Below are 25,044 nucleotides of genomic sequence, written 5' to 3' on the forward strand. Positions count from 1 at the left end.
CCGCGGAGACCGGCCGGACGGCCGCCGGTGTCGGGCGGCGAATCGGCGAGCGGGTGCCGGTGTCAGCCGGCGAACCAGCGGACGGGCGCCGGTGCGAGGTTCTGGTAGATGTGCTTGGTCTCGCGGTACTCGGCGAGCCCGGCCGGGCCGAGTTCGCGCCCCACACCGCTCCTGCCGAAGCCGCCCCACTCCGCCTGCGGGAGGTAGGGGTGGAAGTCGTTGATCCAGACGGTGCCGTGACGCAGCCGCCCCGCGACACGGCGGGCGCGGCCGGCGTCGGCGGTCCAGACGGCGCCCGCGAGGCCGTACTCGGTGTCGTTGGCGAGGGCCGCGGCCTCCTCCTCGGTGGTGAAGGTCTCCACGGTCAGGACGGGCCCGAAGACCTCCTCGCGGACGACCCGCATCCCGCGGTGGCACCGGTCGAGAACGGTCGGCTCGTAGAAGTACCCGGTGGCGGGCCGGACGCCGGACGGCTCGGGCCGCCTGCCGCCGGCGCGCAGCACAGCGCCCTCGGCCAGCGCGGAGGCGACGTACGCCTCGGTCTTCGCGCGCTGCTGCTCGGAGACGAGCGGGCCGCACTCGACACCGTCCTCGGTGCCGCGGCCGAGCCGGATCGCGCCTGCCCTGCGGGCGAGTTCGGCGACGAAGCGCTCGCGCAGGGACTCCTCGACGATGAGCCGTGATCCCGCCGAGCACACCTGGCCGCTGTGGATGAAGGCGGCGTTGAGGGCCTGGTCGACGGCGGTGTCGAAGCCCTGCTCGGTGGCGCAGGCGTCGGCGAAGACGACGTTGGGGTTCTTGCCGCCGAGTTCGAGCGCGACCTTCTTGACCGTGTCGGCGGCGGCGCGCGCCACCTTCGTACCGCTGGCCAGGCCGCCGGTGAAGGAGACGAGGTCGACGTCGGGGTGCTCGGCCAGGCGGGCGCCGACGGTGTGGCCGGGGCCGGTGACAAGCCCCGCGGCACCGGCCGGGAGTCCGGCCTCGGCCAGCAGACCGAGCAGGGCGACGGTGGTCAGCGGGGTGATCTCGCTCGGCTTGACCACGAAGGTGTTGCCCGCGGCGAGGGCCGGAGCGATCTTCCAACTGGCCTGCAGGAGCGGGTAGTTCCAGGGCGTGATCAACGCGCATACGCCGACCGGCTCGTGCACGACGACGCTGTGGACGTCGGACGACCCGGCGTCCACCACGCGCCCGCCGCCCTCGCCCACCACGAGATCGGCGAAGTAGCGGAAGGCGTCGGCGACGCAGTCGATGTCGACGCGCCCCTCCTCCAGGGTCTTGCCCGCGTCACGGCTTTCGAGCAGCCCGAGCTCCTCGCGGTCACGGACCAGGAGGTCTGCGACGCGGCGCAGCAGGGCGGCGCGCTCGGCGACCGGGGTGTGCGGCCAGGGGCCCTCGTCGAAGGCGCGGCGCGCGGCGGCGACCGCGAGGTCCGCGTCCCTCTCGTCACCCTCCGCGACCACGGCGAACGGCTGGGCATCGGCGGGGTCGAGGATCTCGCGCGTCGCGCCGGAGAGCGCCGCGCGCCAATCGCCGCCCACGTGGATGGTCTGTTCTGCCTGGTGTCCGGCCATGATCGGTGTTGCCTTCCGTTCCTTTTCGATGCCCCTGTGTCACACACGTGTCGTTCCCGGGAGCCGTGAGCACCTGCCCTCCGACCCCGGCCGCATGCACGATCCGTCACCAAAAGTGCGGCGGGTCACTGAAAAATCCACCAAAACGCGACGAGAACGGGCGATGGACAGCTCACTTTCCTCTGACTAAAGTCAAAGAAATCGGGGGCCGGAGACGCGGGCGGCGGTGCGGCCGGACTTGAGTCCGGGCAGGCGACCTCCCGTGAAGGCGGACATGGAGGCGGACATGGAGGCGGACATGGAGCCCGTGTCAGCGGAGCAGGTGACGGCGCTGCGGCGGTTCAACCGCTACTTCACGCGGCGCATCGGAGCCCTCGACGACCACTACCTCGGACAGGACCGCCCCCTCGGCGAGGCCCGGCTGCTGTTCGAGATCGGCGGCGACGGGGCTTCCCTGCGCGAACTCCGGGCCCGGCTCGGCCTGGACGCCGGGTACTTGAGCCGGATGGTGCGCGCCCTGGAGACTCAGGGCCTGGTCCGGGTGAGTGTGCATCGCGGCGACAGCAGACTGCGGGTCGCCGACCTCACCGCCGCCGGGCGGGCCGAGGTCGAGGAGCAGAACCGGCGGGCCGACGGTCTGGCCGAGGGCCTGCTCGGCGGCCTCGCCGCACCCCGGCGCGCGGAGCTGACCGCGGCCCTCGACACGGCGCACCGGCTGCTGCGGCTCGCGGCGATCACCGTCGGGACCGTCGACGGCGCCTCCCCCGACGCCCGCGCCTGCCTCGACGCCTACGCCGCCGACATCGACGAGCGGTTCCCCGAGGGCTTCGACCCCGGCAGCCTCGTCCGGCCCCACGAGGTGTCGGGCGACGCGGGTGCCTTCCTCGTCGCCTACGAGGAGAACCGTCCCGTGGGCTGCGGCGCCCTGCGCCGGCTCGCTCCCCGCGTGGGAGAGATCCGCCATGTGTGGGTGCATCCCGGCGCCCGCCGGCTCGGCCTCGGACGCCGCATCCTCGACGGTCTCGAACAGCGGGCCGCGGAGCGCGGGTTCACGGTCGTACGACTCGACACGCACGCCGTGCTCACCGAGGCCCAGGCGATGTACCGGGCCTGTGGATACACGGAGATCCAGCGGTACGACGACAACGTCTACGCGGCGCACTGGTTCGAGAAGCGGCTGCCCGGCAACACGCAGGAGCCGCCCGCGCGTTGAGCGTTCCTCAGGTGGGGTTCGCGCAGGCGTACCCGCTCGGGCAGAAGGAGTTCACGGCCGTCGTGAGCTGCTCGGTCATGTCCGTTCCCGGCGGGCTGCTGGCGACGATGCCGTACGGCGTACCGTCGGCGGCCTGGAAACGGTGGTCGATGTTCTCGGTGGGCCCGTTCTCCTTGCTGTCGTAGCGGTAGCTGAACTCCGTCCAGTCGGTGCCGCTGCGCCGGTCCAGGTACTGGTAGCCCCGGGCCCCCTCCGCGATGGACTGGGCCTGCGCCGAGGACTCCGGCACGGAGTCCTCCTTGATCTCGAACACCAGGAGGCTGCGGTCACCACCGGGTGCCGTGTACGTGACGACGGGCGCCAGCTTGCCCTGCTTCTCCTCGCGCGCCCAGCCGTCCGGCACGTCCACGGTGTAGCCGAGGGGGTCGACCGACCGGCTGTACCCGGGGGACGGCGCGGGGGCGGTGGTCCCGGCCGGGTCGGCGTAGGCACCCTCGCCGCCCGAGGCGTTCGGGGTGTCCGGTGACGCGCCGGGCTGGGTCGCCGTGACCGTCACCGCAGGACCCGACGGACCCGCTTTCGGGTGCCCCGCCGTGTCGCTCCTGGTCAGCGCCCACAGCCCGCCGCCCACACCGCCCGCCAGAACGGCCACGGCCACGATCACCAGGAGCAGCCGGCGCGAATCACCGGCCCCGCGCGGCCGACCGCCCCCGGGCGGCACACCGGCCCCGGGCCAGGTCTGCTGCTGCGGGTGCGGCTGCGACCAGACCTGGGGATGAGGCTGCTGCTGGGGCCATTGAGGCTGGTGAGGCGGCTGCTGAGGCGGCAACGGCTGCGGAGGTACGGACCCCGCGGGCGAAGGGGGATCGGGCCGGAGTTGGCCCGCCTGTGTGGGCGCCGCCCACCACTGCTGCTCCCCGACCGGCGGCGCTCCGCCCGCGGCGACACCGTCCTGGACTCCACCGCCCTCGGCCCCGCCCGTACCGTCGTCGACCCATTGCCGACGGTCCGCGTCCCATCTCTGCGCCATCCCGCAACCCCCCGCTCCCCGTCGGCCCCACCCGACGGCCGATCTCGGCGCGATCCCGCCGAACCTCTGTCGCGCCCCTGCCCCCCGGCGGAGCGTACGTAACGAAGATAGTGAGAATTCCGCCCGCCGCACCCCTCTTTATGAGGACAAAGCACACACGTTCGATACGTAGTTTCCGTACGCCCGGGCGAGGCCCGCCGGACGGCCGTTCACCGGGTCCGGTCACGGTGGGCCCGGTCAGGACCCCGGACACGCCGATGCCCGGGTGGTGATCACCACCCGGGCATCCTGCGTACCGCGCCGGATCCGGCTCGGCCGAGCCGATGTCTGCTCGGCTCCAGCACTGCGGATCGGACTAGATCAGGCCGAGACCGCGGACCGCCTCTCGCTCCTCCTCGAGCTCCTTCACGGAGGCGTCGATGCGGGCACGGGAGAAGTCGTTGATGTCCAGGCCCTGGACGATCTCGTAGCGGCCGTCCTTCGTGGTGACGGGGAAGGAGGAGATGAGACCCTCCGGCACGCCGTACGAACCGTCCGACGGGATACCCATGGAGGTCCAGTCACCGTCGGCCGTGCCGTTGACCCAGGTGTAGACGTGGTCGATGGCGGCGTTGGCGGCCGAGGCGGCCGAGGACGCGCCACGGGCCTCGATGATCGCCGCACCGCGCTTGGCGACGGTCGGGATGAACTCCTCGGCCAGCCACTTCTCGTCGTTGACGACCTCGGCGGCGTTCTTGCCGGCGACCGAGGCGTGGAAGATGTCCGGGTACTGGGTGGCGGAGTGGTTGCCCCAGATCGTCAGACGCTGGATGTCGGCGACCGTGGTGCCCGTCTTCTTCGCGAGCTGGGTCAGCGCGCGGTTGTGGTCCAGACGGGTCATGGCGGTGAAGCGCTCGGCCGGTACGTCCGGGGCGGCGGCCTGGGCGATCAGCGCGTTGGTGTTCGCCGGGTTGCCGACGACCAGGATCTTGACGTCGTCCGCGGCGTTGTCGTTGATGGCCTTGCCCTGCGGCTTGAAGATGCCTCCGTTGGCGGAGAGCAGGTCACCGCGCTCCATGCCCTTGGTGCGGGGGCGGGCGCCGACGAGGAGACCGACGTTGGTGCCGTCGAAGGCGACGTTCGGGTCGTCCGTGATGTCGATGCCCTGAAGGAGCGGGAAGGCGCAGTCGTCGAGCTCCATGGCGGTGCCCTCGGCGGCCTTGAGCGCCGGCGTGATCTCCAGGAGGCGCAGCTTGACCGGCACGTCCGCGCCGAGCAACTGGCCGGAGGCGATGCGGAAGAGCAGGGCGTAACCGATCTGGCCGGCCGCGCCGGTGACGGTGACGTTCACGGGAGTGCGGGTCATGGCGTTCTCCGTATGACAGCAGGCGGTGGGGCGTCCCTGCCCCAGGTGCAGGATCGTCCCCTGCAACCACCGCAATGATCGATCAAAGGTTCCGATGATCGATCTCTCGGCGTCAAGAGAGATCCGCCGTCAGGCTATCGCGCATCCGGGACCCCGGGTGTCAGGGTCCGTGTGGCCCACCCCACAGATCTGCCGCGGATTCCCGAATAAGGCGGTCGCCGGGCTCGGGAGAGGGTGAACTCGGCGACCGCCAAAGGGGGTACCGGGGGCATTCGGGAAGGGATCTCCCCCCTCCCCGACGCGCCGGATCCCGTGGGGATAACGGTTCGCCTGCCCCCTTTTCCCGAACTCAATCCGCCAACTCAAGGTTTTCTCGGAGCCCTCCCCCAGCCGCTCCTCGCCCCTCCGCCGCAGCCGAGTGACACGACCGGGACAGCACCGCACCCGAGCAGCCACGCTCGGCCCGCAGCCGACAACGTACGGGAGGGGCCGTGCCGGTTCATCAAATGCCCGTCGCGCACGCCAGGACCGATCAACGGCCCCTTCCCGGGCCCACGTCAGCTCCAACGGCGACGGGCGGATGTACCGGCACGGCCCCGACCCACAACGCACCCGCGGACGACGCCGAACCGGAACGCGAACCCATCGCAGCGCCCCGCCCCGCCCCGCCCCGCCCCGCTACGGAGTACACCCCTTCAGACCGGACTTCAGCGTCGCGCAAGCCTTCGCGGAGCCGGCGTCCTTCACCGCGACCATCGGCGTGTACGCGTCCGGGTCCGAGTCCGCCACGGCCGTCCGCTTCGCCGCGGTCCCCGACGACACCTCGACCCGGTCCCCCGCCACCGCCTGCGTCATACGGGCCCAAGCCGCGCCGCACGTCCTGCTGTACCGCACCTCCACCAGCGTCGCACCCACCGTCACGCTGGTCGTGGTCCTGGCCAGTTCACCCCCGCACCCCATCTTCTCGGGGTCCTTCCCGGTGCACGAGGCCCCGCCGCACTTCACCCCGGGCGGCAGATCGGGCTGAGCACTCGCGGAGGTCACCGCCTTCTTCGGCGTACCGCCTGCGGCCTTCTTGTCCCCGCCCTGGGTGAGATAGGCGGCGGCCGCGACGACCACGAGCGCGCCCACGACCCCGGCGAGGAACATCGTCAGCCTCCGTTTGCGCCGCGCGGCGCCCTCCCGCGTCCCCGCGCCGACGGGCCGCGCGTCCTCCGGCGACGGCCCCCCGGGGCCAGCCGCACGAGCGGGCCCCACCGGCGTCACCGGACCGAACTGCCCACCCCCGTCGGCCCCCGACGCGACAGCCCCCCAGCCACCACCGGCACGCCCCGCCCCACCGGAGCCGGAGCCGGAACCGGAACCGGACGACGACCGCCCGCCCGACACCCCTCCGGCAGCACCCTGACGCCCGTCCCGCCCGGACGGCTGCGACGGCACCGACGGCGCCCCGGACGGCGGTTCGTCCACCGGCACCGCACTTCCGGGCGAGGCGGGAGAAGCGGGAGAGGCGGTCGCGCTGCCGCGCCCACGGGCCGACGGTTGCGGCCCACCTCCCCCCTTCGCCGAGGACGGCCCGAACTCCCCCAGCGCGGCCCGCGCCTGGGATATTCGTATCGCCTCCATCGTCATGTCGTGGCGCATCTCGGAACGGCTCCAGGCACGCTCGGCGAGCTCCCACATGGTGGCCAGATGAACGGGATTCGTCCCGGTCACCTCGGCCAGCGCGACGATCGCCCCCTTGGGCGCGAGCAGCCGGCCGTTCAGATAACGCTCCCAGGATGTCTTGCTGTAGCCCGTACGGTCGGCCACGGCCGCGACACTCAACCCGCTCCGGTCGACGAGCAGTCGCAACTGACTGGCGAACTCCCTGACCTGCGGATCGAGTTCATCCGGCAAGGCCTTCCAACGAGGCATGCTTTCCCCCCACTTCCCCCCGTACGTGCACAACTGTCCTTCCGTGTACGGCTCCCGCGCTCTCGACCCACGCCGAAAGGAGGACACCCCCGTCCGCGCCGAGTCCCCGTTCTGGATACCCACAGGGATGCGCCCGGCCGGGATACCAGTTCCCGATATGGGGGCGCACGGGAGCATTTGAGCCGGGACATGCAGCGTTGCACGCCCGCCGGACCACGCTCCAGTGTTCCACCGGCACCGACGCGGCGGCAGACCGCAACAGCCGCTCAGCAGGCCGGAGTTGAGTGGTTCCCGTCGCACAGCGCGCACACCGTACCGGAATGGTCACTTCCGTGCCACAGCGGACTGCCGACTGTTGAACAGCCCGTTCCCGTGCACAAGGGTTGACCCCGGGCGGAACACTCGCCCGATCGCGGCCCGTCCTTGACTCGGGGGAGAGGACGGGCCGCGGTCGTCCCCGCACCCGGCGGCCACGTGCCCGGCGAAGAGGGAGGCGGGACGCGGGGGAAGAAACGACGCGGCCCGTCCTGCCCCGAAGGGGAAGACGGGCCGTCGGCACGTACGGCGAGCCGCCGCGCAACGCGCGAGCGGTCCGCGATCAGCGGACCGTGAAGTGCAGTGTGTCGTCGAGGAACGGGATCTCCAGCCACGGCTGCGGCTGGGCCATCAGCGCGAGCACCACGATGGCGACGCCCAGGACGCCGTACGTGAGCATGTCCGTGAAGCGTGAACGGACCGCGAGCATGCCCACGCTGGGCAGCACCCAGCGCATCACGGCCCCCGCGAGCAGCGCGGCGCCGATCAGGATCGTGCCGAGGCGGAACACGTCGAGCGCGGTGAGCAGCAGGCCGAGCGCGACGGTGGACAGCACGGTGAGGATGGGCCACTGGCGCGCGGGCGCCGGGGCATCCCCGGACGCCGCCCGGCCGCCGCCCTCGGGCCGTGCCGTGTCCCGGGTGAACAGCGGGAAACGTCGTGTGGTGCGCCGGGGCTTCCCCTCGGCATCGGGCGCGCTGATGGCATCCCGCACGACGAGCCCGTCCGGTTCCCCGCCCCCGGCCTCGGCCTCGGCCTCGGCCCTGACCCCGGCCGCCGTCGGGGCCTCGGACTCCGCCTCAACCTCGGGCTCGGCCACGGTCGCCGTCTCAGCACCGGACCCGGACTCGACCTCGCCCTGGGCCGCGGCCTCAGCACCGGTCCCGGACCTGTCCGCCACCTCGGTGCCGGACGCGGACGCGGACCCGGCCCTGTCTTCAGTCTTCAACTCGGCCTCGATCTCAGCCTCCTCGGACCCGGTACCGGACCCAGTACCGGACCCGGACCCGGTCCCTGCCCCGGTCTTCGACTGGGCCTCGTTCTCGGCCCCCGTCCCGGATCCCGCCTCGGAGCCGGACTCAGGACCGCCCCCGGACTCGGACCCGGCCCGCACGGAGCCCCCGGCACGTGCCCCGGACTCCGGCGCCCGGCCGCCCGTACCGCGCGCCACGGAGGCGGCGGAGGCCACGGACGCGGGGGCCGTGGACGTAGAGGCCGCGGGGGCCGTGGAGACTCCGGCACGCGCGCCGGTGACGGCGTCGCGCACCGCGCTCTCGGCGGCCCGGACGGCCGCCTCGGCGCCGGCGGCTCGCGCGCCGCGCGCCGAGCCGTCGTCGGACTCGTGGGTGCTGCCGTCAGCCGACACTGCGTTCCGCCGCTTCCACCACGTTGACGAGGAGCTGGGCGCGGGTCATCGGACCCACACCGCCCGGGTTCGGGGAGATCCAGGCGGCGACCTCGGCGACGTCCGGGTGGACGTCGCCGACGATCTTGCCCTCGGCGCTGCGCGAGACACCGACGTCGAGGACGGCGGCGCCCGGCTTGACGTCCTCGGCCCTGATGAGGTGCGCGGAACCGGCGGCGGCGACGATGATGTCGGCGCGCTTGAGGTGCGCGGAGAGGTCACGGGTGCCGGTGTGGCACTGGGTGACCGTGGCGTTCTCGCTGCGGCGGGTCAGCAGCAGCGGCATCGGGCGCCCGATGGTCACCCCGCGGCCGACGACCACGACCTCGGCGCCCTTGATCTCCACGCCGTAGCGGCGCAGGAGCGTGAGGACACCGTTGGGCGTGCAGGGCAGCGGGGCGGGCTCGTTGAGGACGAGACGCCCGAGGTTCATCGGGTGCAGGCCGTCCGCGTCCTTGTCCGGGTCCATCAGTTCCAGGATGCGGTTCTCGTCGATGCCCTTGGGGAGCGGAAGCTGGACGATGTAGCCGGTGCAGGCGGGGTCCTCGTTCAGCTCGCGGACCACCGCCTCGATCTCTTCCTGCGTGGCGGTCGCGGGCAGTTCGCGCTGGATGGAGGCGATGCCGACCTGAGCGCAGTCGCGGTGCTTGCCCGCGACGTACTTCTGGCTTCCGGGGTCGTCCCCGACCAGGACCGTCCCGAGGCCGGGCGTGACGCCCTTCTCCTTCAGGGCCGCCACGCGGACGGTCAGGTCGGACTTGATCGCGGCTGCGGTGGCCTTGCCATCGAGAATCTGGGCGGTCATGACCCCCATCCTCCCGGATGACGCGGTCCAGGTTCCAATCCGGGGCCACAACGGCCCTCCGGCGCCCGATTCGCCCGTATCCGGCCATGATCACTCATGTTGCACTTGGACAACACATACGGAATCGCGCTGGACAAGTAAGAGACTGCTAAAGAACGATGAGCACATACAGTGCCGCGGGCAGTACCGGGGGGACGGACCGCTCTGTAGAAATTCCTCCGAACCGTGCCGCGCGTAGTCCCCGCACCAGGCAACGGAGGAACCCCGCCATGAGTTTCGGCGACCCGAACAATCCTTACGGCCCGCCGCCGCAGCAGCCTCCCACCGCGCCGCCGGGGGCTCCGGGGTACGGGTACCCGCAGGCCCCGCCGTCCGTGCCCCCGCAGGGCTACGGCTACCCGCAGCAGCCCGCGTACCCGGGCTACCCGGTCGGCAACATGATGCAGCCGACCATGCCGGGCCTGCTGACCACGGCCCGCGTCTTCCTGTTCATCATCGGCGCGGTGCAGGTCCTGGGGGCGCTCGCCTGGTTCTACGTCGCCGCCTTCGTCAGCGACGTCTCGGACGCGGCGGACCGCTACAGCACGACGTCCGACGACCCGTTCAGCTCGTTCAGCGACGGCGCCGGTGTCGCGTCGGGCGTGATCGTGCTGTTCGCCCTGATCGCGGCGGGGTTCGCGGCCCTGTCGATCATCCTGGGCGTGAAGTTCGGCAAGGGCGGCCAGGGCGTCCGCATCACCACGGTCGTCTACGGCGCGCTGGGCGGGGTCGTCGGACTGATCGCGCTCGTCGCGGGCCTGGACTCCGGCCTGGCGTCCGCAATCCTCTTCCCTCTGATCTGGGTGGTGTTCGCGGCCATCATCACGGCGGCTCCCGTCGTACCGAGCGGCACCGCCTGGTTCGCCCGCCCGCGCTACTGAACGGTCCGGTTCGCGCCCGAGGGCCGGGTCCCACCCCGTGAAGGGGGGACCCGGCCCTCGCGTTTCGGCGCGGGATCAGTGGAAGAAGTGCCGCGTCCCGGTGAAGTACATCGTGACGCCGGCCTTCTTCGCGGCCTCCACGACCAGCTCGTCACGGACCGAACCGCCCGGCTGGACCACGGCCTTGACGCCCGCGTCGGCGAGGATCTCCAGGCCGTCGGGGAACGGGAAGAACGCGTCCGATGCGGCGTAGGAGCCGCGGGCGCGCTCGGCACCGGCCCGCTCGACCGCGAGCTTCGCGGAGTCGACGCGGTTGACCTGTCCCATGCCGACGCCGACCGAGGCGCCGTCCTTGGCGAGCAGGATCGCGTTGGACTTCACCGCGCGGCAGGCGCGCCACGCGAAGGCCAGCTCGTCGAGCTCGCCCTCGCTCAGGGCGTCACCGGTCGCGAGCGTCCAGCTCGCCGGGTTGTCGCCGGCGGCCTGGAGCCGGTCGGTGACCTGGAGCAGCGCGCCGCCGTCGACGGGCTTGATCTCGACCGGGGCGGCCGGGGCGTTGTGGGCCCGCAGCACGCGGATGTTCTTCTTCTTGGTGAGGGCTTCGAGGGCGCCGTCCTCGTACTCGGGCGCGACGATGACCTCGGTGAAGATCTCCGCGACCTGCTCGGCCATCTCCTTGGTGACCGGGCGGTTGACCGCGATCACACCGCCGAACGCGGACAGCGGGTCACAGGCGTGCGCCTTGCGGTGCGCCTCGGCGACGTTCGACGCGACCGCGATCCCGCACGGGTTGGCGTGCTTGATGATCGCGACGCAGGGGTCCTCGTGGTCGTACGCGGCACGGCGCGCGGCATCCGTGTCCGTGTAGTTGTTGTACGACATCTCCTTGCCGTGGAGCTGCTCGGCCTCGGCGAGACCGCCCGTGCCGGAGGTGTAGAGCGCCGCGGGCTGGTGCGGGTTCTCGCCGTAGCGCAGGGTGTGCGCGCGCTCCCAGGTGGCACCGAGGAAGTCGGGGAACTGCGAGTCGTCGACCGGCGCGTACGAGGAGGCGAACCAGGAGGCGACGGCGACGTCGTACGCGGCCGTGTGCTGGAAGGCCTCGGCGGCGAGCCGCTTGCGGGTGCGCAGGTCGAAACCGCCGTCCTGGACCGCGGCGAGGACGTCGCCGTAGCGGTCGGGGCTGGTGACGACGGCGACGGAGGGGTGGTTCTTGGCCGCGGCGCGGACCATCGAGGGGCCGCCGATGTCGATCTGCTCGACGCACTCGTCGGGGGTCGCCCCGGACGCCACCGTCTCCTTGAACGGGTAGAGGTTGACGACCACGAGGTCGAACGGCTCGACACCGAGCTCGGCGAGCTGCTGCCGGTGGCTCTCCAGGCGCAGATCGGCGAGGATCCCGGCGTGGACCTTCGGGTGCAGGGTCTTGACGCGGCCGTCGAGGCACTCGGGGAACCCGGTGAGCTCCTCCACCTTGGTGACGGGTACACCGGTCGCGGCGATCTTCGCGGCGGTGGACCCGGTGGAGACGAGTTCGACACCGGCCGCGTGCAGCCCGCGGGCCAGCTCCTCAAGACCGGTCTTGTCGTACACGCTGACGAGCGCGCGCCGGATGACGCGCTTGGTGCCCTCGGTGCTCTCGGCCGTGACTGTGCTGTCGGCGGTCACTGGATAACTACCTTTCGTCCCTCAATGCGATAGCCGTTGCGGGCGAGCCGCCCCACGACATCGACGAGCAGCCTTCGCTCGACTTCCTTGATGCGCTCGTGCAGAGCGCTCTCGTCGTCCTCGTTGCGGACCTCGACCACGCCCTGGGCGATGATCGGTCCGGTGTCGACGCCGTCGTCGACGAAGTGGACGGTGCAGCCGGTGACCCGGGCTCCGTACGCGAGCGCGTCGCGGACACCGTGGGCGCCGGGAAAACTGGGGAGCAGCGCGGGATGGGTGTTGACGAACCGCCCGCCGAACCGGGCGAGGAACTCCTTGCCCACGATCTTCATGAACCCGGCGGACACGACGAGGTCCGGCTCGTACGCGGCGGTCGCCTCGGCGAGCGCGCGGTCCCACTCGTCCCGGCCGGCGTGGTCCTTGACCTTGCACACGAAGGTCGGGAGCCCTGCCCGCTCGGCCCGCGAGAGCCCCTCGATGCCGTCCCGGTCGGCTCCGACGGCCACGATCTCGGCGCCGTAGGCCGCTGAGCCCGCCTCCGCGACGGCGTCGAGCAGTGCCTGCAGATTCGTACCTGATCCGGAGACCAGCACGACGAGGCGCTTGGTCTTGGCCACGAGAGGGCCCTTTCTCGGGGGAGCGTTTGTACGGTCGTACGAATGCTTCGCGCCCCGGGATACGGGGAAGTCTACGAAGCGGCCGACCGACAGCAACGATACCGGCACACCGGGCGGCCCCCACGGGACGGGGGCGGGGCCGGAAGGTAGCGTCTGGGGAGGATCCACCCGGCAACACCTCCGTCACGGGGAACGCCCCGTGCGCGCGGGACGTTGACCTGGGACGAGGACGAACGCTCGGGGCACGGGCCCCGGCACCGCCCGCGGCACGGGACCCGGAGACATCCGGAGCGCGTGTCCGGGGATACGAAGCTCGGGGCGCGAGTCCGGAGTGCGAAGCTCGGGGCGTCAGTCCGGGGCGGACCGGCCGAGGCGTCAGCCCGGGAGGACCGGCTCGGGGCGCGCGTCGCGAGCGCGAAGCTGTGTGGACACGCCGCCTGCCAGAACCACCAAGGGGAAGACGCTCACCTGATGCCGGACCGCAGTCTCCGACTCCCTCCGCTCCTGCTGCGCGAGCGGCGCTCTTCGTCCACCCCGCCGAGGTCGGACGGGGACGGCTCCACAGGCGGACCCGGCTCCGCGGACGGGAACGGCAGCGGCTCGGCAGGTGGAAGCGGTGGCCCCTCGGGCGAGCGCGGACCCGACGCGCCCGGCACACCCCCGTCCGGCCCGTCCGCTCCCTCGAACCAGGACGACAATCCGTTCGCGCCACCGCCTGAGGGGACACCCGACCGGCCGTGGCAGCCGCGCCGGCACGGCCAGGGGCACGGGCCGGACTCGGGCTCGGGCTCGGGCGAGAACGGCGGGGGCGGTCAGCAGGGCTCCGGGCAGTCGCCCTGGGGCAGCCAGTGGAGCGACCGGCAGCCCGGCCCCTCCGACGGCGGCGGTTTCGGTGACCGTCCGCGTGCGCCGCAGGGGCAGGACGGTCCCGAAGGGCCCGGCGGCACACCCGGCGGGGGCATGCGCTGGGACCCGAAGGACCCGGCCCAACGCCGCGCCCGGTACGCGCTGCTCTCCGGCATGTGGGCGTTCTTCTTCGTCCTGTTCGGCTGGCCCTACGTGGCCCTGCTGCTCGGCGCGCTCGCCCTGTACTGGGGCGGCAGCGCCCTCCGCTCCAGGTCACGCACGCCGGACCCGGACGCTCCGGCGCCCGACCCGAACATGCGCCCCCAGATGACCGCCGCCGTGAGCGGCCTGGTCACCGCGTCGCTGGCCATCGTGATGGTCGCCGGGATCTTCACCGCCCACCTCGTCTACAGCGACTACTACTCCTGCACCAACGACGCCCTGACGAACGCCGCGAAGCAGTCCTGCAACGACCTTCTCCCGAAGGATCTGCGCGGGCTGCTGGGCACCCACAACTGACGGTCCGCCTCCTGCCGGGTGCTGCCGCCCGGCAGGAGGCGAATTCCCCGGCCCGGTTCTCCGGGCCCGCGCCCGGCTCGTTCCCGCGCGGCTCCGCCGCTCGTTCCCGCCGCCCGTTCCGGGGCGCTCCGCCCCGCCTTCACCGCGGGTCCCCCGCACCTCCGGTCCGCCCCCGAGCCGGGTCCTCGTCGTTCACCACGCCCTCGACACCGCCCGGGCCCTCGGGGTCCACGGGGTCCACCAAGTGTTCCGGGTGTCCCGGGTGCTCCGATTGTTCCGGTCCGGCGGGCCCGGTCGCCTTCCTCAGGGCTTCCCAGCGGTTCTCCCTGGCCGTGTCCTCGTGCCAGGGGGCCGCCGCTGCCTCCCTCGGATGAAGGTCGTACGAGCCGTACGAGCCGTAGGGGTCGTAGCGGTCGAACGGGTCGTACGGCTCGAAGGCTTCGAGAACGGATTCCGGCGCCGCCTGTTCGACCCGGGCCGCGGTGGGCGGCGACGTCGGCACGGGCACCCGCACCGACACCGGCGTGGACGGTGTGCCCCCGCGCCCCGGCCTCCAGCCGGGCATCCCCAGCAGGGAAGTCCGCCCGCTTCCCCGCGGGTCCCCGGGGGCGCCCGCGCCCTGCGCCGCCCTGCGGCCCCGGTCCCGCCACTGCCCTGCGGCCACCGCGACGGGAATCCCGACGACCGCCGTCCACACGGCCGCGGCGGGCCCCACCTGCCACCACACCGGCCCGAAGTGCGTCAGGGCGCCGACCCCGAGCGGCCCCCCGGCCAGCCCGGCGAGCACACCGAGCGCGAGACCGCACCCTCCGGCGGCGAGACCGACGACGGCCACCGTCCGTCCGGGCGCCCACGGTTCCTCCCGGCCGACGGTCCCGCGAACCGCCCCCGCCTTCACCACGAACCACGCCACCGTCACCCCGGCGGCCACCGGCACCAGCCCGGCCACCCAGGACGGCGCCCCGGACCCCGCCCCCGGTACCGCCGCGAGCAGCGGGAACGCCGGGAGCAGATCGGTCGGCGCACGGGTTCCCGCGACGACCGTGGACAGCGGACCCGCGACATGGCCGGCGCTCAGGACGACGCCGGGCCCGAGCCCGTAGGCCGCCCCCCACACCGCCGCGTTCGGCACCAGGACCAGGCACAGCAGCAGTACGGCGAACCGCCCCGACCACCCGCCGGTGAGCTGGAGGAACGAGGCGCGAGCCGCGTCCCCGTGCCACACCAGCGACGCCGCCACGAGCAGGGCGCCGCCTCCGACGAGGACGGCGACCCCGGCAGCGGCGGCCCGTGCCGCGCCGCCGAGCACCCGGTCGTCCTCGGCGGCGAGACGGCGTACGGCCAGGACCGGACGGACTCCGGTGAGCGGAAGAGCGCGCGCGACCCGCTTCCCCCAGAAGGGCACCGGGCCCCACGGGCGCCCGTACGCCGTCCAGACCCCCGTTCCCGCGGCGGTCACCGCGAGGAGCGGCAGACAGGCGACGGCCCAGGCCCAGGAGGGGCGCAGCGTCCCGCCCGAGGCGTACAGCGCGGCGGCCCAGCCGACGAGCAGATAGCCGGCCGCGACGCCGGCCAACGCCGTACGCGGTGACGCCTTCGACGAGGCGTCGGCGGCCTCCCGCGCGGCCCGGTGGAGCAGCCACGCGGGGAGCGCGAGCAGGAGGAGCGGGGTCACGCCGACCGGCATCGGCAGGCCGGACAGGGTGTCGGTGCGGATCAGTTCCACGCCGTGGGCGAGCAGCCAGAGCGCGGCGGCGACGTGCAGCGCTCCGCCCGGTCCGCTGTCCGGGTACGGCGAACTGATCCACAGCACCATGACGAGGACGGCGAACGAGCCGAGTCCGAGCCCCGCCGCGAGGGCGCCGCCCAGGAGGCTCGCGGTCAGTCCGGGGGATCGGTCGCGCATCCGGGTGAGCAGCGGCGACAACGAGAGCCTGCGGTCGGTGATTTGGGTCACGGCTCTCATGCTCCCAACGACACGCGCTTTCTCGTCGTAACAGGCGAACCCTGGATGTGTCGCTCAATATGCAGTTATGTACTTTTTCGTACGAAGGGGCACCCTGGGGGATCCGACATGACACAGAGCCCCGCCACCCCGCTGCCCGCGGCCGAGGAGCGCCGTCGTCTGCGCGAGGAACGGTCGCTGACCCAGGCGGACGTGGCCGTCCGGCTCGGCGTCAGCCGGGCGACCGTGCGCTCGTGGGAGACCGGCCGCTCGAACCCGCGCGGCCGCAAGCGGGAGGCGTACGCGAGGCTGCTGACCGCCGGACCGGCCCGCGCCGGGGCCGAGGTGAGCGCACGTCAGGAGGACATCGGCTCCGAACTGGTGGGGGCCGGAACGAGGGCGGCGCCCGCCCGCGAGACCCGGTCCGACGACCTGGGGAAACGTTCCGCCAGGACCGGTGGGCGTTCCGTTAGGGCCGGGAAGCGGGTCACCGGGGCCAGGGAACGGATCGCCCGGGACGCCGACTCCGATCTGCCGGACGCGTCCCTGACGCCCGCTCAGGCCTTCGACGCCCTCTACGCGTTCTGCGCCCCCGCTCTCGTACGACAGGCCTATCTGCTGACCGGGCGGCGCGAGCTGGCCCGCGAGTCCGTGGAGCGCGCGTTCCAACAGGCCTGGTACCGCTGGCCCGAGGTGGCCGTGGACCGGGACCCGGCCGGATGGGTGCGCGCGACGGCCTACGAGTACGCCCTCTCCCCCTGGCACCGGCTGCGCCCGCGCTACCGGCACCCGGAGGCGCCGCCCGCCGGCGCCGACGACCGCGCGCTGCTCGACGTGCTCCTCGAACTGCCGCCCGTGTACCGGCGCACCCTGCTGCTGTACGACGGTGTCGGGCTCGGCCTGCCGGAGACCGCGGCCGAGACGGAGGCGAGCACGCCCGCGGCGGCCAATCGGGTGCTGCACGCGCGCGAGGCCGTCGCCGCACGGCTGCCGGAGCTGGCGTCGCCGGAGGCCCTGCACTGGCGGCTCGCGGAACTGGCGAGCGCGGAGCGGCTGCGCGCCGCGAAGCCCCGCACGGTCCGCTGGTACGGCGAGCGCCGGGCCCAGCAGTGGACCCGGGCGGCCATCGCGTTCACGGTCCTGCTGATCGGGGTGACCGCCCTGACGCTGGACACGGCACCCGACCACTACGAGGCTCCCCTCTCCCCGCCGGAGACCATCCACGGCCTGCCGCCCAGGGCCGCCCCAGGTCCGCTCTCCGCGGCGGAGCTGAGGCTCCGGGCCAGGCTGAGGTCCCAGGAGGTGAGCGGTCCGGAGCGGATGATCCCGGAGATCCGCTGACGTCCGGAGCGCGAGAACGCCGGTGGGCCCGCACCCCCAAGGGGGCGGGCCCACCGGCGTTCGGTCGAGCGCCAGCTCAGCCGGCGAGGATCTCGCGCGCGAGCTTGGCCGTCTCGGTCGGCGTCTTGCCGACCTTGACACCGGCGGCCTCCAGGGCCTCCTTCTTCGCGGCGGCCGTGCCGGAGGAGCCGGAGACGATGGCGCCGGCGTGGCCCATGGTCTTGCCCTCGGGCGCGGTGAAGCCGGCGACGTAGCCGACGACCGGCTTCGTCACGTTCTTCGCGATGAAGTCCGCCGCACGCTCCTCGGCGTCGCCGCCGATCTCGCCGATCATGACGATCAGGTCGGTGTCGGGGTCGGCCTCGAACGCGGCGAGCGCGTCGATGTGCGTCGTACCGATGACCGGGTCGCCACCGATGCCGACGGCGGACGAGAAGCCGATGTCACGGAGCTCGTACATCATCTGGTACGTCAGCGTGCCGGACTTCGAGACCAGGCCGATGCGGCCCGGCTTCGCGATGTCGCCCGGGATGATGCCGGCGTTGGACTGGCCCGGGGTGATGAGACCGGGGCAGTTCGGGCCGATGATGCGGGTCTTGTTGCCCTTCGACTTCGCGTACGCCCAGAAGGCGGCGGAGTCGTGGACGGCGATGCCCTCGGTGATGACGACGGCGAGGGGGATCTCCGCGTCGATCGCCTCGACCACGGCGGCCTTGGCGAAGGCCGGCGGCACGAAGAGGACGGACACGTTGGCGCCGGTCTTCTCGATGGCCTCGGCGACCGTGCCGAAGACGGGGATCTCGGTGCCGTCGATGTCGACGGACGTGCCCGCCTTGCGCGGGTTCACGCCACCGACGATGTTGGAGCCGTCCGCGAGCATGAGCTTGGTGTGCTTCATACCCGTGGCACCGGTCATGCCCTGGACGATGACCTTGCTGTCCTTGTTGAGGAAGATAGCCATGGCTGTTTAGTCCCTCGTCCCTTACTTCGCAGCCGCGAGCTCGGCGGCCTTGTCGGCCGCGCCGTCCATGGTGTCCACGCGCTGGACCAGCGGGTGGTTGGCGTCCGAAAGGATCTTGCGACCCAGCTCGGCGTTGTTGCCGTCGAGACGCACGACCAGCGGCTTGGTGACTGCCTCGCCCTTGTCGGCGAGCAGCTGGAGCGCCTGGACGATGCCGTTGGCGACCTCGTCACAGGCGGTGATGCCACCGAAGACGTTGACGAAGACGGACTTGACGTCCGGGTCGCCGAGGATGATCTCCAGGCCGTTCGCCATGACCGCGGCGGAGGCGCCGCCGCCGATGTCGAGGAAGTTGGCCGGCTTCACGCCGCCGTGGTTCTCACCGGCGTACGCGACGACGTCGAGGGTGCTCATGACGAGACCCGCGCCGTTGCCGATGATGCCGACCTCACCGTCGAGCTTGACGTAGTTGAGGTTCTTGGCCTTGGCGGCGGCCTCCAGCGGGTTGGCGGCCGCGTGGTCGACGAGCGCCTCGTGGTCCGGCTGGCGGAACTCGGCGTTCTCGTCCAGCGACACCTTGCCGTCGAGGGCGATGACCTTGCCGGAGGCGACCTTGGCGAGCGGGTTCACCTCGACGAGGAGGGCGTCCTCCTTGATGAAGGTGTCCCACAGCGTCACCAGGATCTCGGCGACCTGCTCGGCCACCTCGGCCGGGAACTTCGCCTGGGCGACGATCTCGCGGGCCTTCTCGATCGACACGCCTTCGTTGGCGTCGACCGGGACCTTCGCGAGGGCCTCGGGGTTCTCCTCCGCGACGACCTCGATCTCCACGCCGCCCTGAACGGACGCCATGGCGAGGAAGGTGCGGTTCGTGCGGTCGAGGAGGTACGAGACGTAGTACTCCTCGACGATCTCGGGCGCGGTCTCGGCGATCATCACCTTGTTGACCGTGTGGCCCTTGATGTCCATGCCGAGGATGTCCGTCGCACGTGCGACGGCCTCGTCCGGGGTGGCGGCGAGCTTGACGCCACCGGCCTTTCCACGGCCACCGACCTTCACCTGGGCCTTGACGACGGACTTGCCGCCAAGACGCTCGGTCGCCTCGCGGGCTGCCTCAGGCGTGTCAATGACTTCACCGGCCAGCACCGGTACACCGTGCTTGGCGAAGAGGTCCCTCGCCTGGTACTCGAACAGGTCCACGCGCGTCCGTCCCTATCAGTGATCTCGCGGTTCGTTGGATGCGTGGGCGTGCCGCGAAGGGCAACGTGACGTCCGCTTGTCACAAGGGTGGCGCACACGGTGTCCGAGCGCGCGGCATGTCCGTCTCGCAGGTTATCGCCGTGGGACGCGGGTCCCTAAATCGCAGGTCACACCTCAGCGGTGATACCTGTCACAGATCCGCCCCGGACCGGTCCTCACCAGGCCGGGGATTACCCGGCGAGGCCCCTTTGAGCAGCCATTGAGGGCCCCGCGCGAGTGATCGCCATCCCTTCGGGAGCACCCGGCCCCCGCGCAGGGGCCCGGTCGGGTGGATCCGCCGGCCTTCCGCCGTCCGGGTGCCCTGAACCCATCGAAACCGGTCATCCGCGGCCAGAACAGGAAACGCTCACCTGCTGTCCGGTACCGGCAGCGGCCGCTTCTCGATCGCCGCCGCCATGACCTCGGGAAAGAGATCGGGGGTGCAGGCGAAGGCCGGCGCGTCGAGCGCCGCGAGCGCGGCCGCGTGCTCACGGTCGTACGCGGGCGCCCCCTCGTCGGACAGCGCCAGGAGCGTCACGAACTGCACCCCCGCCGCCTTCATCGCCGCGACCCGCTTCAGCATCTCGTTCCGTATCCCGCCTTCGTAGAGGTCACTGATGAGAACGACGACCGTGTCGGCGGGCCTGGTGATCCGGGCCTGGCAGTACGCGAGCGCGCGATTGATGTCCGTGCCGCCGCCGAGCTGCGTGCCGAAGAGGACGTCGACCGGGTCGTCGAGCTGGTCGGTGAGGTCGACGACGGCCGTGTCGAAGACGACGAGCCGGGTGGCGATGGACCGCATCGACGCGAGCACGGCGCCGAACACGGAGGCGTAGACGACCGACGCCGCCATCGATCCCGACTGGTCGATGCAGAGGATGACCTCCTTCTTCACCGACTGGGAGGCCCGCCCGTAGCCGATCAGCCGCTCGGGCACGACCGTGCGGTACTCGGGCAGGTAGTGCTTCAGGTTGGCCGCGATCGTGCGGTTCCAGTCGATGTCGTGGTGCCGGGGTCTGCTGATCCGGGCGCTGCGGTCCAGGGCACCGGTGAGAGTGGCCCGGGTGCGCGTGGCGAGCCGCTTCTCCAGGTCCTCCACGACCTTGCGCACGACGGCCCGCGCGGTCTCCTTCGTCGTCTCCGGCATGGCCTTGTTGAGGGAGAGGAGAGTGCCCACCAGGTGCACGTCGGCCTCCACCGCCTCCAGCATCTCGGGCTCCAGGAGCAACGCGGAGAGCCCGAGCCGGTCGATCGCGTCGCGTTGCATCACCTGCACCACGGAGGAGGGGAAGTAGGTCCGGATGTCGCCGAGCCAGCGCGCGACCGACGGCGCCGACGCCCCGAGTCCCGCCGAGCGGTCCCGCCCCGACTGCCCCTTGCTCCCGTTGCCCCGTCTGCCGTAGAGCGCGCTCAGCGCCCCGTCCATGGCGGCGTCCCGCCCGGAGAGCACACATCCGGTGCCGTCCGCCTCGTCGCCGCCGAGCACCAGCCGCCAACGCCGCAGCCGCTCGTCGCCGGCACCCACCGCTGCCTCGGTCATGGAGCCACCCTCACCAGGTCGTTGTCGTTGCCGTGCCGCGTCCGGTCGTCGTCGCCGTGAAGCCCCTGGTCCGCGCCGTCCCCGCCACCCGTCCGGCCGGACGCGTCCTCCTCGCCGTCGGCGGATCCGCCCAGCCCCAGCAGCAGACTCAGCAAGGGCAGTACGGCATCCGCGCGCCCGGTGTCGAGGTCGGGGGCGAACCCGGGAATGCCGGAGCCGGAACCGGTCGCCTCGGCGGGCGTCCGGGGCGCCGGGCCGCGCCGGACGAGCTCGCCCAGCGTTCTGCGCACCCCCGGCTCGTACGCCGAGAACGTCCGGCGCAGCAGTGGCAGCACGTCGGTGAACGCCTCCGTCGGCACCCCGGTCAGCCACGCGTCCACCAGTCCGAGCAGCCGCTCGTCGTGCACGAGCAGCATGCCGCCGCCCGAGCCGCCTCCGACGAAGCCCTCGATCCACGCGGCCGCGTCCGCGGGCTCCGTCCCCGGCGACAGCACGAGACCCATGAGCCGCGCGGCCTCCTCCTGGGCCAGTTCCCCTTCGTCGAGGAGCAGCCGGACCGCCCGCCCCCTGACCACCCCCGGCACGGTGTCCCGCGCGGCGAGCACCCGCAGCACGGAGTGCCAGCGCCCCCGGATGCCGCCGACGGGGGCTCCGCCGCCGGACGAGGAGTCCTGCGCGGCCGTCTCCCCCAGCAGTCCCACCGCCCCGTGCACGGCGTCCACATGGCCGCGCATCTCCTCGGCCGCGTCGCTGTCGAGGGCGGCGCAGGCCGGGGGGAGACCGACGAAGACGCGCTCGGCGAGACCGGCCGCGACATCGGCGAGGGCACGGGTGTCCGTGCCGCGTACGTCGCCGTAGCGCAGGGAGCGGACGAGCGCGGGCAGGGCCTGCGCGAGGTGGCCCACGTCCGCGTCGAGTGCGGCCCGGTCGGCGAGCACGCGCATCACCACGGGGAGCGCGTCCGGGAGCTCGGCGAGGAGGCAGCGCTCGGCGAGCGCCGTCACCTCGGCCAGTGACGGCGCGCCGACGGCGTCGGCCTCCGCCCTGGCCGTCGCGGCGGCCGGCACCGTGGTGCCCCACACGCCCGCCTCGGCGACCCGTACCGACAGCTCCGGCTCCCAGCGGAGCCGCCAGGTCTCCCGGAAGGTGCCCGTGCTGCCGCGGGACATCGCGGGCTCGCCCCACGCGATGCCCAGGAGCCGCAACCGGTGCAGGAGCGTGCTGCGCCCCGCGTCGGTCTCCTTGCGCAGGTCGAGCTCCATCTCCCGCTCCAGCGCCTCGGGCTTGAGCCGCAGCCGCCGCTGCGCGCGGGTCAGGTCCCGCTGCAACGGCACCGCCGGGGCGGATTCCGGCACCTCCCCCAGTACGTCCCCGACCACGAGCCGGTCGCGCACCAGCGCGAGGGGGACGTCCGAGCCCTCGCACATCACGGCCCGGACGGCGTCGGTGGTCTCCGTCAGTCCGGGCAGCGGGCGACCGCGCATCGCCGCGAGTGTGTCGGCCAGCCGTACGGCCTCGATGACATGGGCCGAGGACACACCCCGGTCCTCGTCGCGCAGCAGCCGGGCCACCTTGGTCATCCACCGCGCGACCGGGCGGTCGGGGGCGCCGAACAGGTGCCCGTACCAGCCCGGCGAGTCGATGCCGGCCCCGTACCCGCTGACGCGCGAGAGCCGGCGGTGCGTCCAGGGCACCCACGTCAGATCGACCTTGGCCCTGGGCAGGCCCTTGAGAAGCGCGCGGTCGGCGCCGACCGTGGTCCTCTGTCGCAGCGCGGGCACGTGCCACGCCCCGCACACCACGGCCACGTCGTCCTCGAACTCCCGCCGCGCCGCGCGGATCTGGAGCCGCATGTACGCCTCACGCACCAGGTCCCGGTCGTGTCCCCCGACCCCGTAGGCCTCGCGCAGCGCACCCATCGCGTCCTCCAGCACGGCGAACGGCGCGAACGGATCGCCCGCCGCCCCGGCCCGGTGCTCGACCACGTCCTCCCACCAGCGCTCCGGGTCGTCGTGACCGGCCGTACCGGCGAGCACCGCCAGGGGGTCGATCCGCACGGCCGCCGCGTCGAGGGGGCGGTCCGCGTCATCCGCCTCCTCCGGCCGGCCGGGATCTGCCGCCGGACCGGCGTCACCGGGCGAACCCGGCCCGGCGGACGGCGTGTTCGCCGGCTCGCTCCGCTCCGGTTCCGTCTCCTCCGTCTCCCAGGCCAGGGTGTGGGCCGCCGGAAGGTCGATGAAGCGGACCGGCGCTCCGTGTTCCAGGGCCCACTGGATCGCCACCCACTCCGGTGAGAACTCGGCCAGGGGCCAGAAGGCCGAGCGGCCTGGCTCGTCCACGGCATGGGCGAGCAGCGCCACGGGGGGCCGCATGTCCTTGTCCGCGGCCAGCGGGACGAGGGCGTCGGCCTCGGGCGGCCCCTCGATCAGGACGACCCGTGGAGCCGCCGCCTCCAGCGCGGCCCGCACGGCCCGCGCCGAGCCCGGCCCGTGGTGCCGCACACCGAGCAGCAGCGGACTCGCGCCCCGGACGCTCACCGCGGCCTCCGGGACGGGCGGGTCGGCCTCCCGCTCCGCGTTCACGCGCTCACCTCGCGGCAGGCGCGGTAGAAGTCCTTCCAGCCGTCCCGCTCGCGGACCACCGCTTCCAGGTACTCCTGCCAGATGACGCGGTCGGCAGCCGGGTCGCGGACGACGGCTCCCAGGATGCCGGCGGCGACATCGCTCGCCCGCAGGACACCGTCGCCGAAGTGGGCGGCCAGGGCCAGGCCGTTGGTGACGACGGAGATCGCCTCGGCCGTGGACAGCGTGCCGCTGGGCGACTTCAGCTTCGTCCGCCCGTCCGCCGTGATCCCGTCGCGCAGTTCCCGGAAGACGGTGACGACGCGGCGGATCTCGTCGACGCCCTCGGGCACGGCGGGCAGGTCGAGGGAGCGGCCGACCTGGTCGACCCGGCGCGAGACGATGTCGACCTCGGCGTCGGCACTCGCCGGGAGCGGCAGCACCACCGTGTTGAATCGGCGGCGCAGCGCGCTGGAGAGTTCGTTGACCCCGCGGTCGCGGTCGTTGGCCGTGGCGATCAGGTTGAAGCCGCGGACGGCCTGCACCTCCTGGCCCAACTCCGGGATCGGCAGGGTCTTTTCGGAGAGGATCGTGATCAGGCTGTCCTGTACGTCCGCGGGAACACGGGTCAGTTCCTCGACGCGGGCGGTCATGCCCTCGGCCATGGCCCGCATCACGGGGCTCGGCACGAGCGCGTCCCGGCTGGGCCCGTGCGCCAGCAACTGCGCGTAGTTCCAGCCGTACCGGATGGCCTCCTCCGGGGTGCCGGCCGTGCCCTGCACGAGAAGGGTCGAGTCACCGCTGACCGCGGCGGCCAGGTGCTCGGACACCCAGGTCTTCGCGGTACCGGGCACCCCGAGGAGCAGCAGCGCCCGGTCGGTGGCGAGGGTGGTGACGGCGACCTCGACGATGCGGCGCGGCCCCACGTACTTGGGGGTGATCACGGTGCCGTCCGGCAGGGTGCCGCCCAGCAGATACGTGGCCACGGCCCAGGGCGACAGCAGCCAGCGTTCCGGGCGGGGCCGGTCGTCCTGTGCTGCGAGCGCGGCGAGTTCGGCGGCGAAGGTGTGCTCCGCGTGCGGCCGCAGCACCTCGCTCCGCCCGCTCGCTCCCCCCTCTTCCGCGGGTGTGTGAACGGTCGTCGGTTCAACGGACACGGACATGGCTCGGTCCCCCTCCAGCTCGGCCGGCTCGGATCTGGTTCCACCGTGCACCACGCCACTGACAACGCGCTCTGACCTGCGAAAACAAGCTCGCGAAGGTCGATTGTCAGTGGCGGGACCTAC

Annotated in this window: 18 protein-coding genes; 4 read left to right on the forward strand and 14 right to left on the reverse strand. The window is 72.7% G+C overall.

Going from position 1 to position 25,044, the window contains the following annotated elements; translation table 11 throughout:
• Window positions 1–62: 62 nt before the first annotated feature.
• Window positions 63–1,574 (reverse strand): aldehyde dehydrogenase family protein, encoded by a 1,512-nt coding sequence (locus OHT01_RS16180; RefSeq protein ID WP_328553868.1) that lies wholly within the window; start codon window positions 1,572–1,574, stop codon window positions 63–65.
• A 298-nt stretch (window positions 1,575–1,872) separates the two neighbouring features.
• On the opposite strand from OHT01_RS16180, the gene OHT01_RS16185 reads away from it, so the two are divergent.
• Window positions 1,873–2,787 carry a bifunctional helix-turn-helix transcriptional regulator/GNAT family N-acetyltransferase gene (locus tag OHT01_RS16185; protein WP_328553869.1) on the forward strand — a complete coding sequence of 305 codons (915 nt, stop codon included), beginning with the start codon at window positions 1,873–1,875 and terminating at the stop codon, window positions 2,785–2,787.
• 7 nt (window positions 2,788–2,794) lie between these two features.
• Here the strand turns inward: OHT01_RS16185 and OHT01_RS16190 are convergent, their stop codons facing one another.
• The 5 genes from OHT01_RS16190 to OHT01_RS16210 all read right to left on the reverse strand — a co-directional run bounded on the left by OHT01_RS16190 (window position 2,795) and on the right by OHT01_RS16210 (window position 9,604).
• Window positions 2,795–3,817 carry a hypothetical protein gene (locus OHT01_RS16190; RefSeq protein WP_328553870.1) on the reverse strand — a complete coding sequence of 341 codons (1,023 nt, stop codon included), beginning with the start codon at window positions 3,815–3,817 and terminating at the stop codon, window positions 2,795–2,797.
• A gap of 355 nt (window positions 3,818–4,172) precedes the next feature.
• Entirely contained in the window at window positions 4,173–5,162 is a 990-nt protein-coding gene (locus OHT01_RS16195; protein ID WP_328553871.1) for a malate dehydrogenase, read from the reverse strand.
• A gap of 678 nt (window positions 5,163–5,840) precedes the next feature.
• Complete coding sequence (locus OHT01_RS16200; RefSeq protein WP_328553872.1) at window positions 5,841–7,079, reverse strand: XRE family transcriptional regulator; 1,239 nt, start codon at window positions 7,077–7,079, stop codon at window positions 5,841–5,843.
• Between the two features lie 598 nt (window positions 7,080–7,677).
• Entirely contained in the window at window positions 7,678–8,295 is a 618-nt protein-coding gene (locus OHT01_RS16205; RefSeq protein ID WP_328558142.1) for a DUF3017 domain-containing protein, read from the reverse strand.
• A gap of 454 nt (window positions 8,296–8,749) precedes the next feature.
• Window positions 8,750–9,604 (reverse strand): bifunctional methylenetetrahydrofolate dehydrogenase/methenyltetrahydrofolate cyclohydrolase, encoded by an 855-nt coding sequence (locus OHT01_RS16210; protein ID WP_081218974.1) that lies wholly within the window; start codon window positions 9,602–9,604, stop codon window positions 8,750–8,752.
• 269 nt (window positions 9,605–9,873) lie between these two features.
• Between OHT01_RS16210 and OHT01_RS16215 the strand changes: the two genes are divergently transcribed.
• The gene (locus tag OHT01_RS16215) at window positions 9,874–10,524 is read left to right on the forward strand and encodes a hypothetical protein (protein ID WP_328553873.1); all 651 of its coding nucleotides are present in this window, start codon (window positions 9,874–9,876) and stop codon (window positions 10,522–10,524) included.
• 75 nt (window positions 10,525–10,599) lie between these two features.
• On the opposite strand, the gene purH is transcribed toward OHT01_RS16215, so the two are convergent.
• Complete coding sequence (purH, locus tag OHT01_RS16220; RefSeq protein WP_328553874.1) at window positions 10,600–12,189, reverse strand: bifunctional phosphoribosylaminoimidazolecarboxamide formyltransferase/IMP cyclohydrolase; 1,590 nt, start codon at window positions 12,187–12,189, stop codon at window positions 10,600–10,602.
• Window positions 12,186–12,806, reverse strand: coding sequence for a phosphoribosylglycinamide formyltransferase (gene purN, locus OHT01_RS16225; RefSeq protein WP_328553875.1), 621 nt, complete (start codon window positions 12,804–12,806; stop codon window positions 12,186–12,188). The genes purH and purN overlap by 4 nt, the downstream gene beginning before the upstream one ends.
• A 471-nt stretch (window positions 12,807–13,277) precedes the next feature.
• Here purN and OHT01_RS16230 point away from each other — a divergent pair, with 471 nt between their 5' ends.
• Complete coding sequence (locus tag OHT01_RS16230; RefSeq protein ID WP_328553876.1) at window positions 13,278–14,171, forward strand: hypothetical protein; 894 nt, start codon at window positions 13,278–13,280, stop codon at window positions 14,169–14,171.
• Window positions 14,172–14,310: 139 nt separating this feature from the next.
• Here OHT01_RS16230 and OHT01_RS16235 read toward each other — a convergent pair whose 3' ends face one another.
• Window positions 14,311–16,077: a cell division protein PerM gene (locus OHT01_RS16235; RefSeq protein WP_443043527.1), complete on the reverse strand. Its 1,767-nt coding sequence runs from the start codon at window positions 16,075–16,077 to the stop codon at window positions 14,311–14,313.
• 168 nt (window positions 16,078–16,245) lie between these two features.
• Here OHT01_RS16235 and OHT01_RS16240 point away from each other — a divergent pair, with 168 nt between their 5' ends.
• Window positions 16,246–17,457: a helix-turn-helix domain-containing protein gene (locus OHT01_RS16240; RefSeq protein WP_328553878.1), complete on the forward strand. Its 1,212-nt coding sequence runs from the start codon at window positions 16,246–16,248 to the stop codon at window positions 17,455–17,457.
• 76 nt (window positions 17,458–17,533) lie between these two features.
• Here OHT01_RS16240 and sucD read toward each other — a convergent pair whose 3' ends face one another.
• The 5 genes from sucD to OHT01_RS16265 form a co-directional block, all read right to left on the reverse strand.
• Window positions 17,534–18,418 carry a succinate--CoA ligase subunit alpha gene (gene sucD / locus OHT01_RS16245; RefSeq protein ID WP_328553879.1) on the reverse strand — a complete coding sequence of 295 codons (885 nt, stop codon included), beginning with the start codon at window positions 18,416–18,418 and terminating at the stop codon, window positions 17,534–17,536.
• 21 nt (window positions 18,419–18,439) lie between these two features.
• Entirely contained in the window at window positions 18,440–19,618 is a 1,179-nt protein-coding gene (gene sucC, locus OHT01_RS16250) for an ADP-forming succinate--CoA ligase subunit beta (protein ID WP_164370409.1), read from the reverse strand.
• Between the two features lie 406 nt (window positions 19,619–20,024).
• Window positions 20,025–21,197, reverse strand: a complete 1,173-nt coding sequence (locus OHT01_RS16255; RefSeq protein ID WP_328553880.1) for a VWA domain-containing protein — start codon at window positions 21,195–21,197, stop codon at window positions 20,025–20,027.
• The gene (locus OHT01_RS16260) at window positions 21,194–23,779 is read right to left on the reverse strand and encodes a DUF5682 family protein (protein WP_443043404.1); all 2,586 of its coding nucleotides are present in this window, start codon (window positions 23,777–23,779) and stop codon (window positions 21,194–21,196) included. The genes OHT01_RS16255 and OHT01_RS16260 overlap by 4 nt, the downstream gene beginning before the upstream one ends.
• Window positions 23,776–24,921: an ATP-binding protein gene (locus OHT01_RS16265; protein WP_328553881.1), complete on the reverse strand. Its 1,146-nt coding sequence runs from the start codon at window positions 24,919–24,921 to the stop codon at window positions 23,776–23,778. The genes OHT01_RS16260 and OHT01_RS16265 overlap by 4 nt, the downstream gene beginning before the upstream one ends.
• Window positions 24,922–25,044: the final 123 nt, after the last annotated feature.

The sequence above is a fragment of the Streptomyces sp. NBC_00358 genome (assembly GCF_036099295.1).
GTDB lineage: Bacteria > Actinomycetota > Actinomycetes > Streptomycetales > Streptomycetaceae > Streptomyces.

Bases quoted from the DNA above. Each gene is read 5' to 3' on its own strand.
- OHT01_RS16180 (WP_328553868.1), bottom strand. From the start codon at position 1,574: ATGGCCGGACACCAGGCAGAACAGACCATCCACGTGGGCGGCGATTGG.
- OHT01_RS16195 (WP_328553871.1), bottom strand. From the start codon at position 5,162: ATGACCCGCACTCCCGTGAACGTCACCGTCACCGGCGCGGCCGGCCAG.
- OHT01_RS16235 (WP_443043527.1), bottom strand. From the start codon at position 16,077: ATGCGCGACCGATCCCCCGGACTGACCGCGAGCCTCCTGGGCGGCGCC.
- OHT01_RS16200 (WP_328553872.1), bottom strand. From the start codon at position 7,079: ATGCCTCGTTGGAAGGCCTTGCCGGATGAACTCGATCCGCAGGTCAGG.
- OHT01_RS16255 (WP_328553880.1), bottom strand. From the start codon at position 21,197: ATGACCGAGGCAGCGGTGGGTGCCGGCGACGAGCGGCTGCGGCGTTGG.
- OHT01_RS16190 (WP_328553870.1), bottom strand. From the start codon at position 3,817: ATGGCGCAGAGATGGGACGCGGACCGTCGGCAATGGGTCGACGACGGT.
- OHT01_RS16215 (WP_328553873.1), top strand. From the start codon at position 9,874: ATGAGTTTCGGCGACCCGAACAATCCTTACGGCCCGCCGCCGCAGCAG.
- OHT01_RS16230 (WP_328553876.1), top strand. From the start codon at position 13,278: ATGCCGGACCGCAGTCTCCGACTCCCTCCGCTCCTGCTGCGCGAGCGG.
- sucD (WP_328553879.1), bottom strand. From the start codon at position 18,418: ATGGCTATCTTCCTCAACAAGGACAGCAAGGTCATCGTCCAGGGCATG.
- OHT01_RS16185 (WP_328553869.1), top strand. From the start codon at position 1,873: ATGGAGCCCGTGTCAGCGGAGCAGGTGACGGCGCTGCGGCGGTTCAAC.
- OHT01_RS16265 (WP_328553881.1), bottom strand. From the start codon at position 24,921: ATGTCCGTGTCCGTTGAACCGACGACCGTTCACACACCCGCGGAAGAG.
- OHT01_RS16210 (WP_081218974.1), bottom strand. From the start codon at position 9,604: ATGACCGCCCAGATTCTCGATGGCAAGGCCACCGCAGCCGCGATCAAG.
- OHT01_RS16240 (WP_328553878.1), top strand. From the start codon at position 16,246: ATGACACAGAGCCCCGCCACCCCGCTGCCCGCGGCCGAGGAGCGCCGT.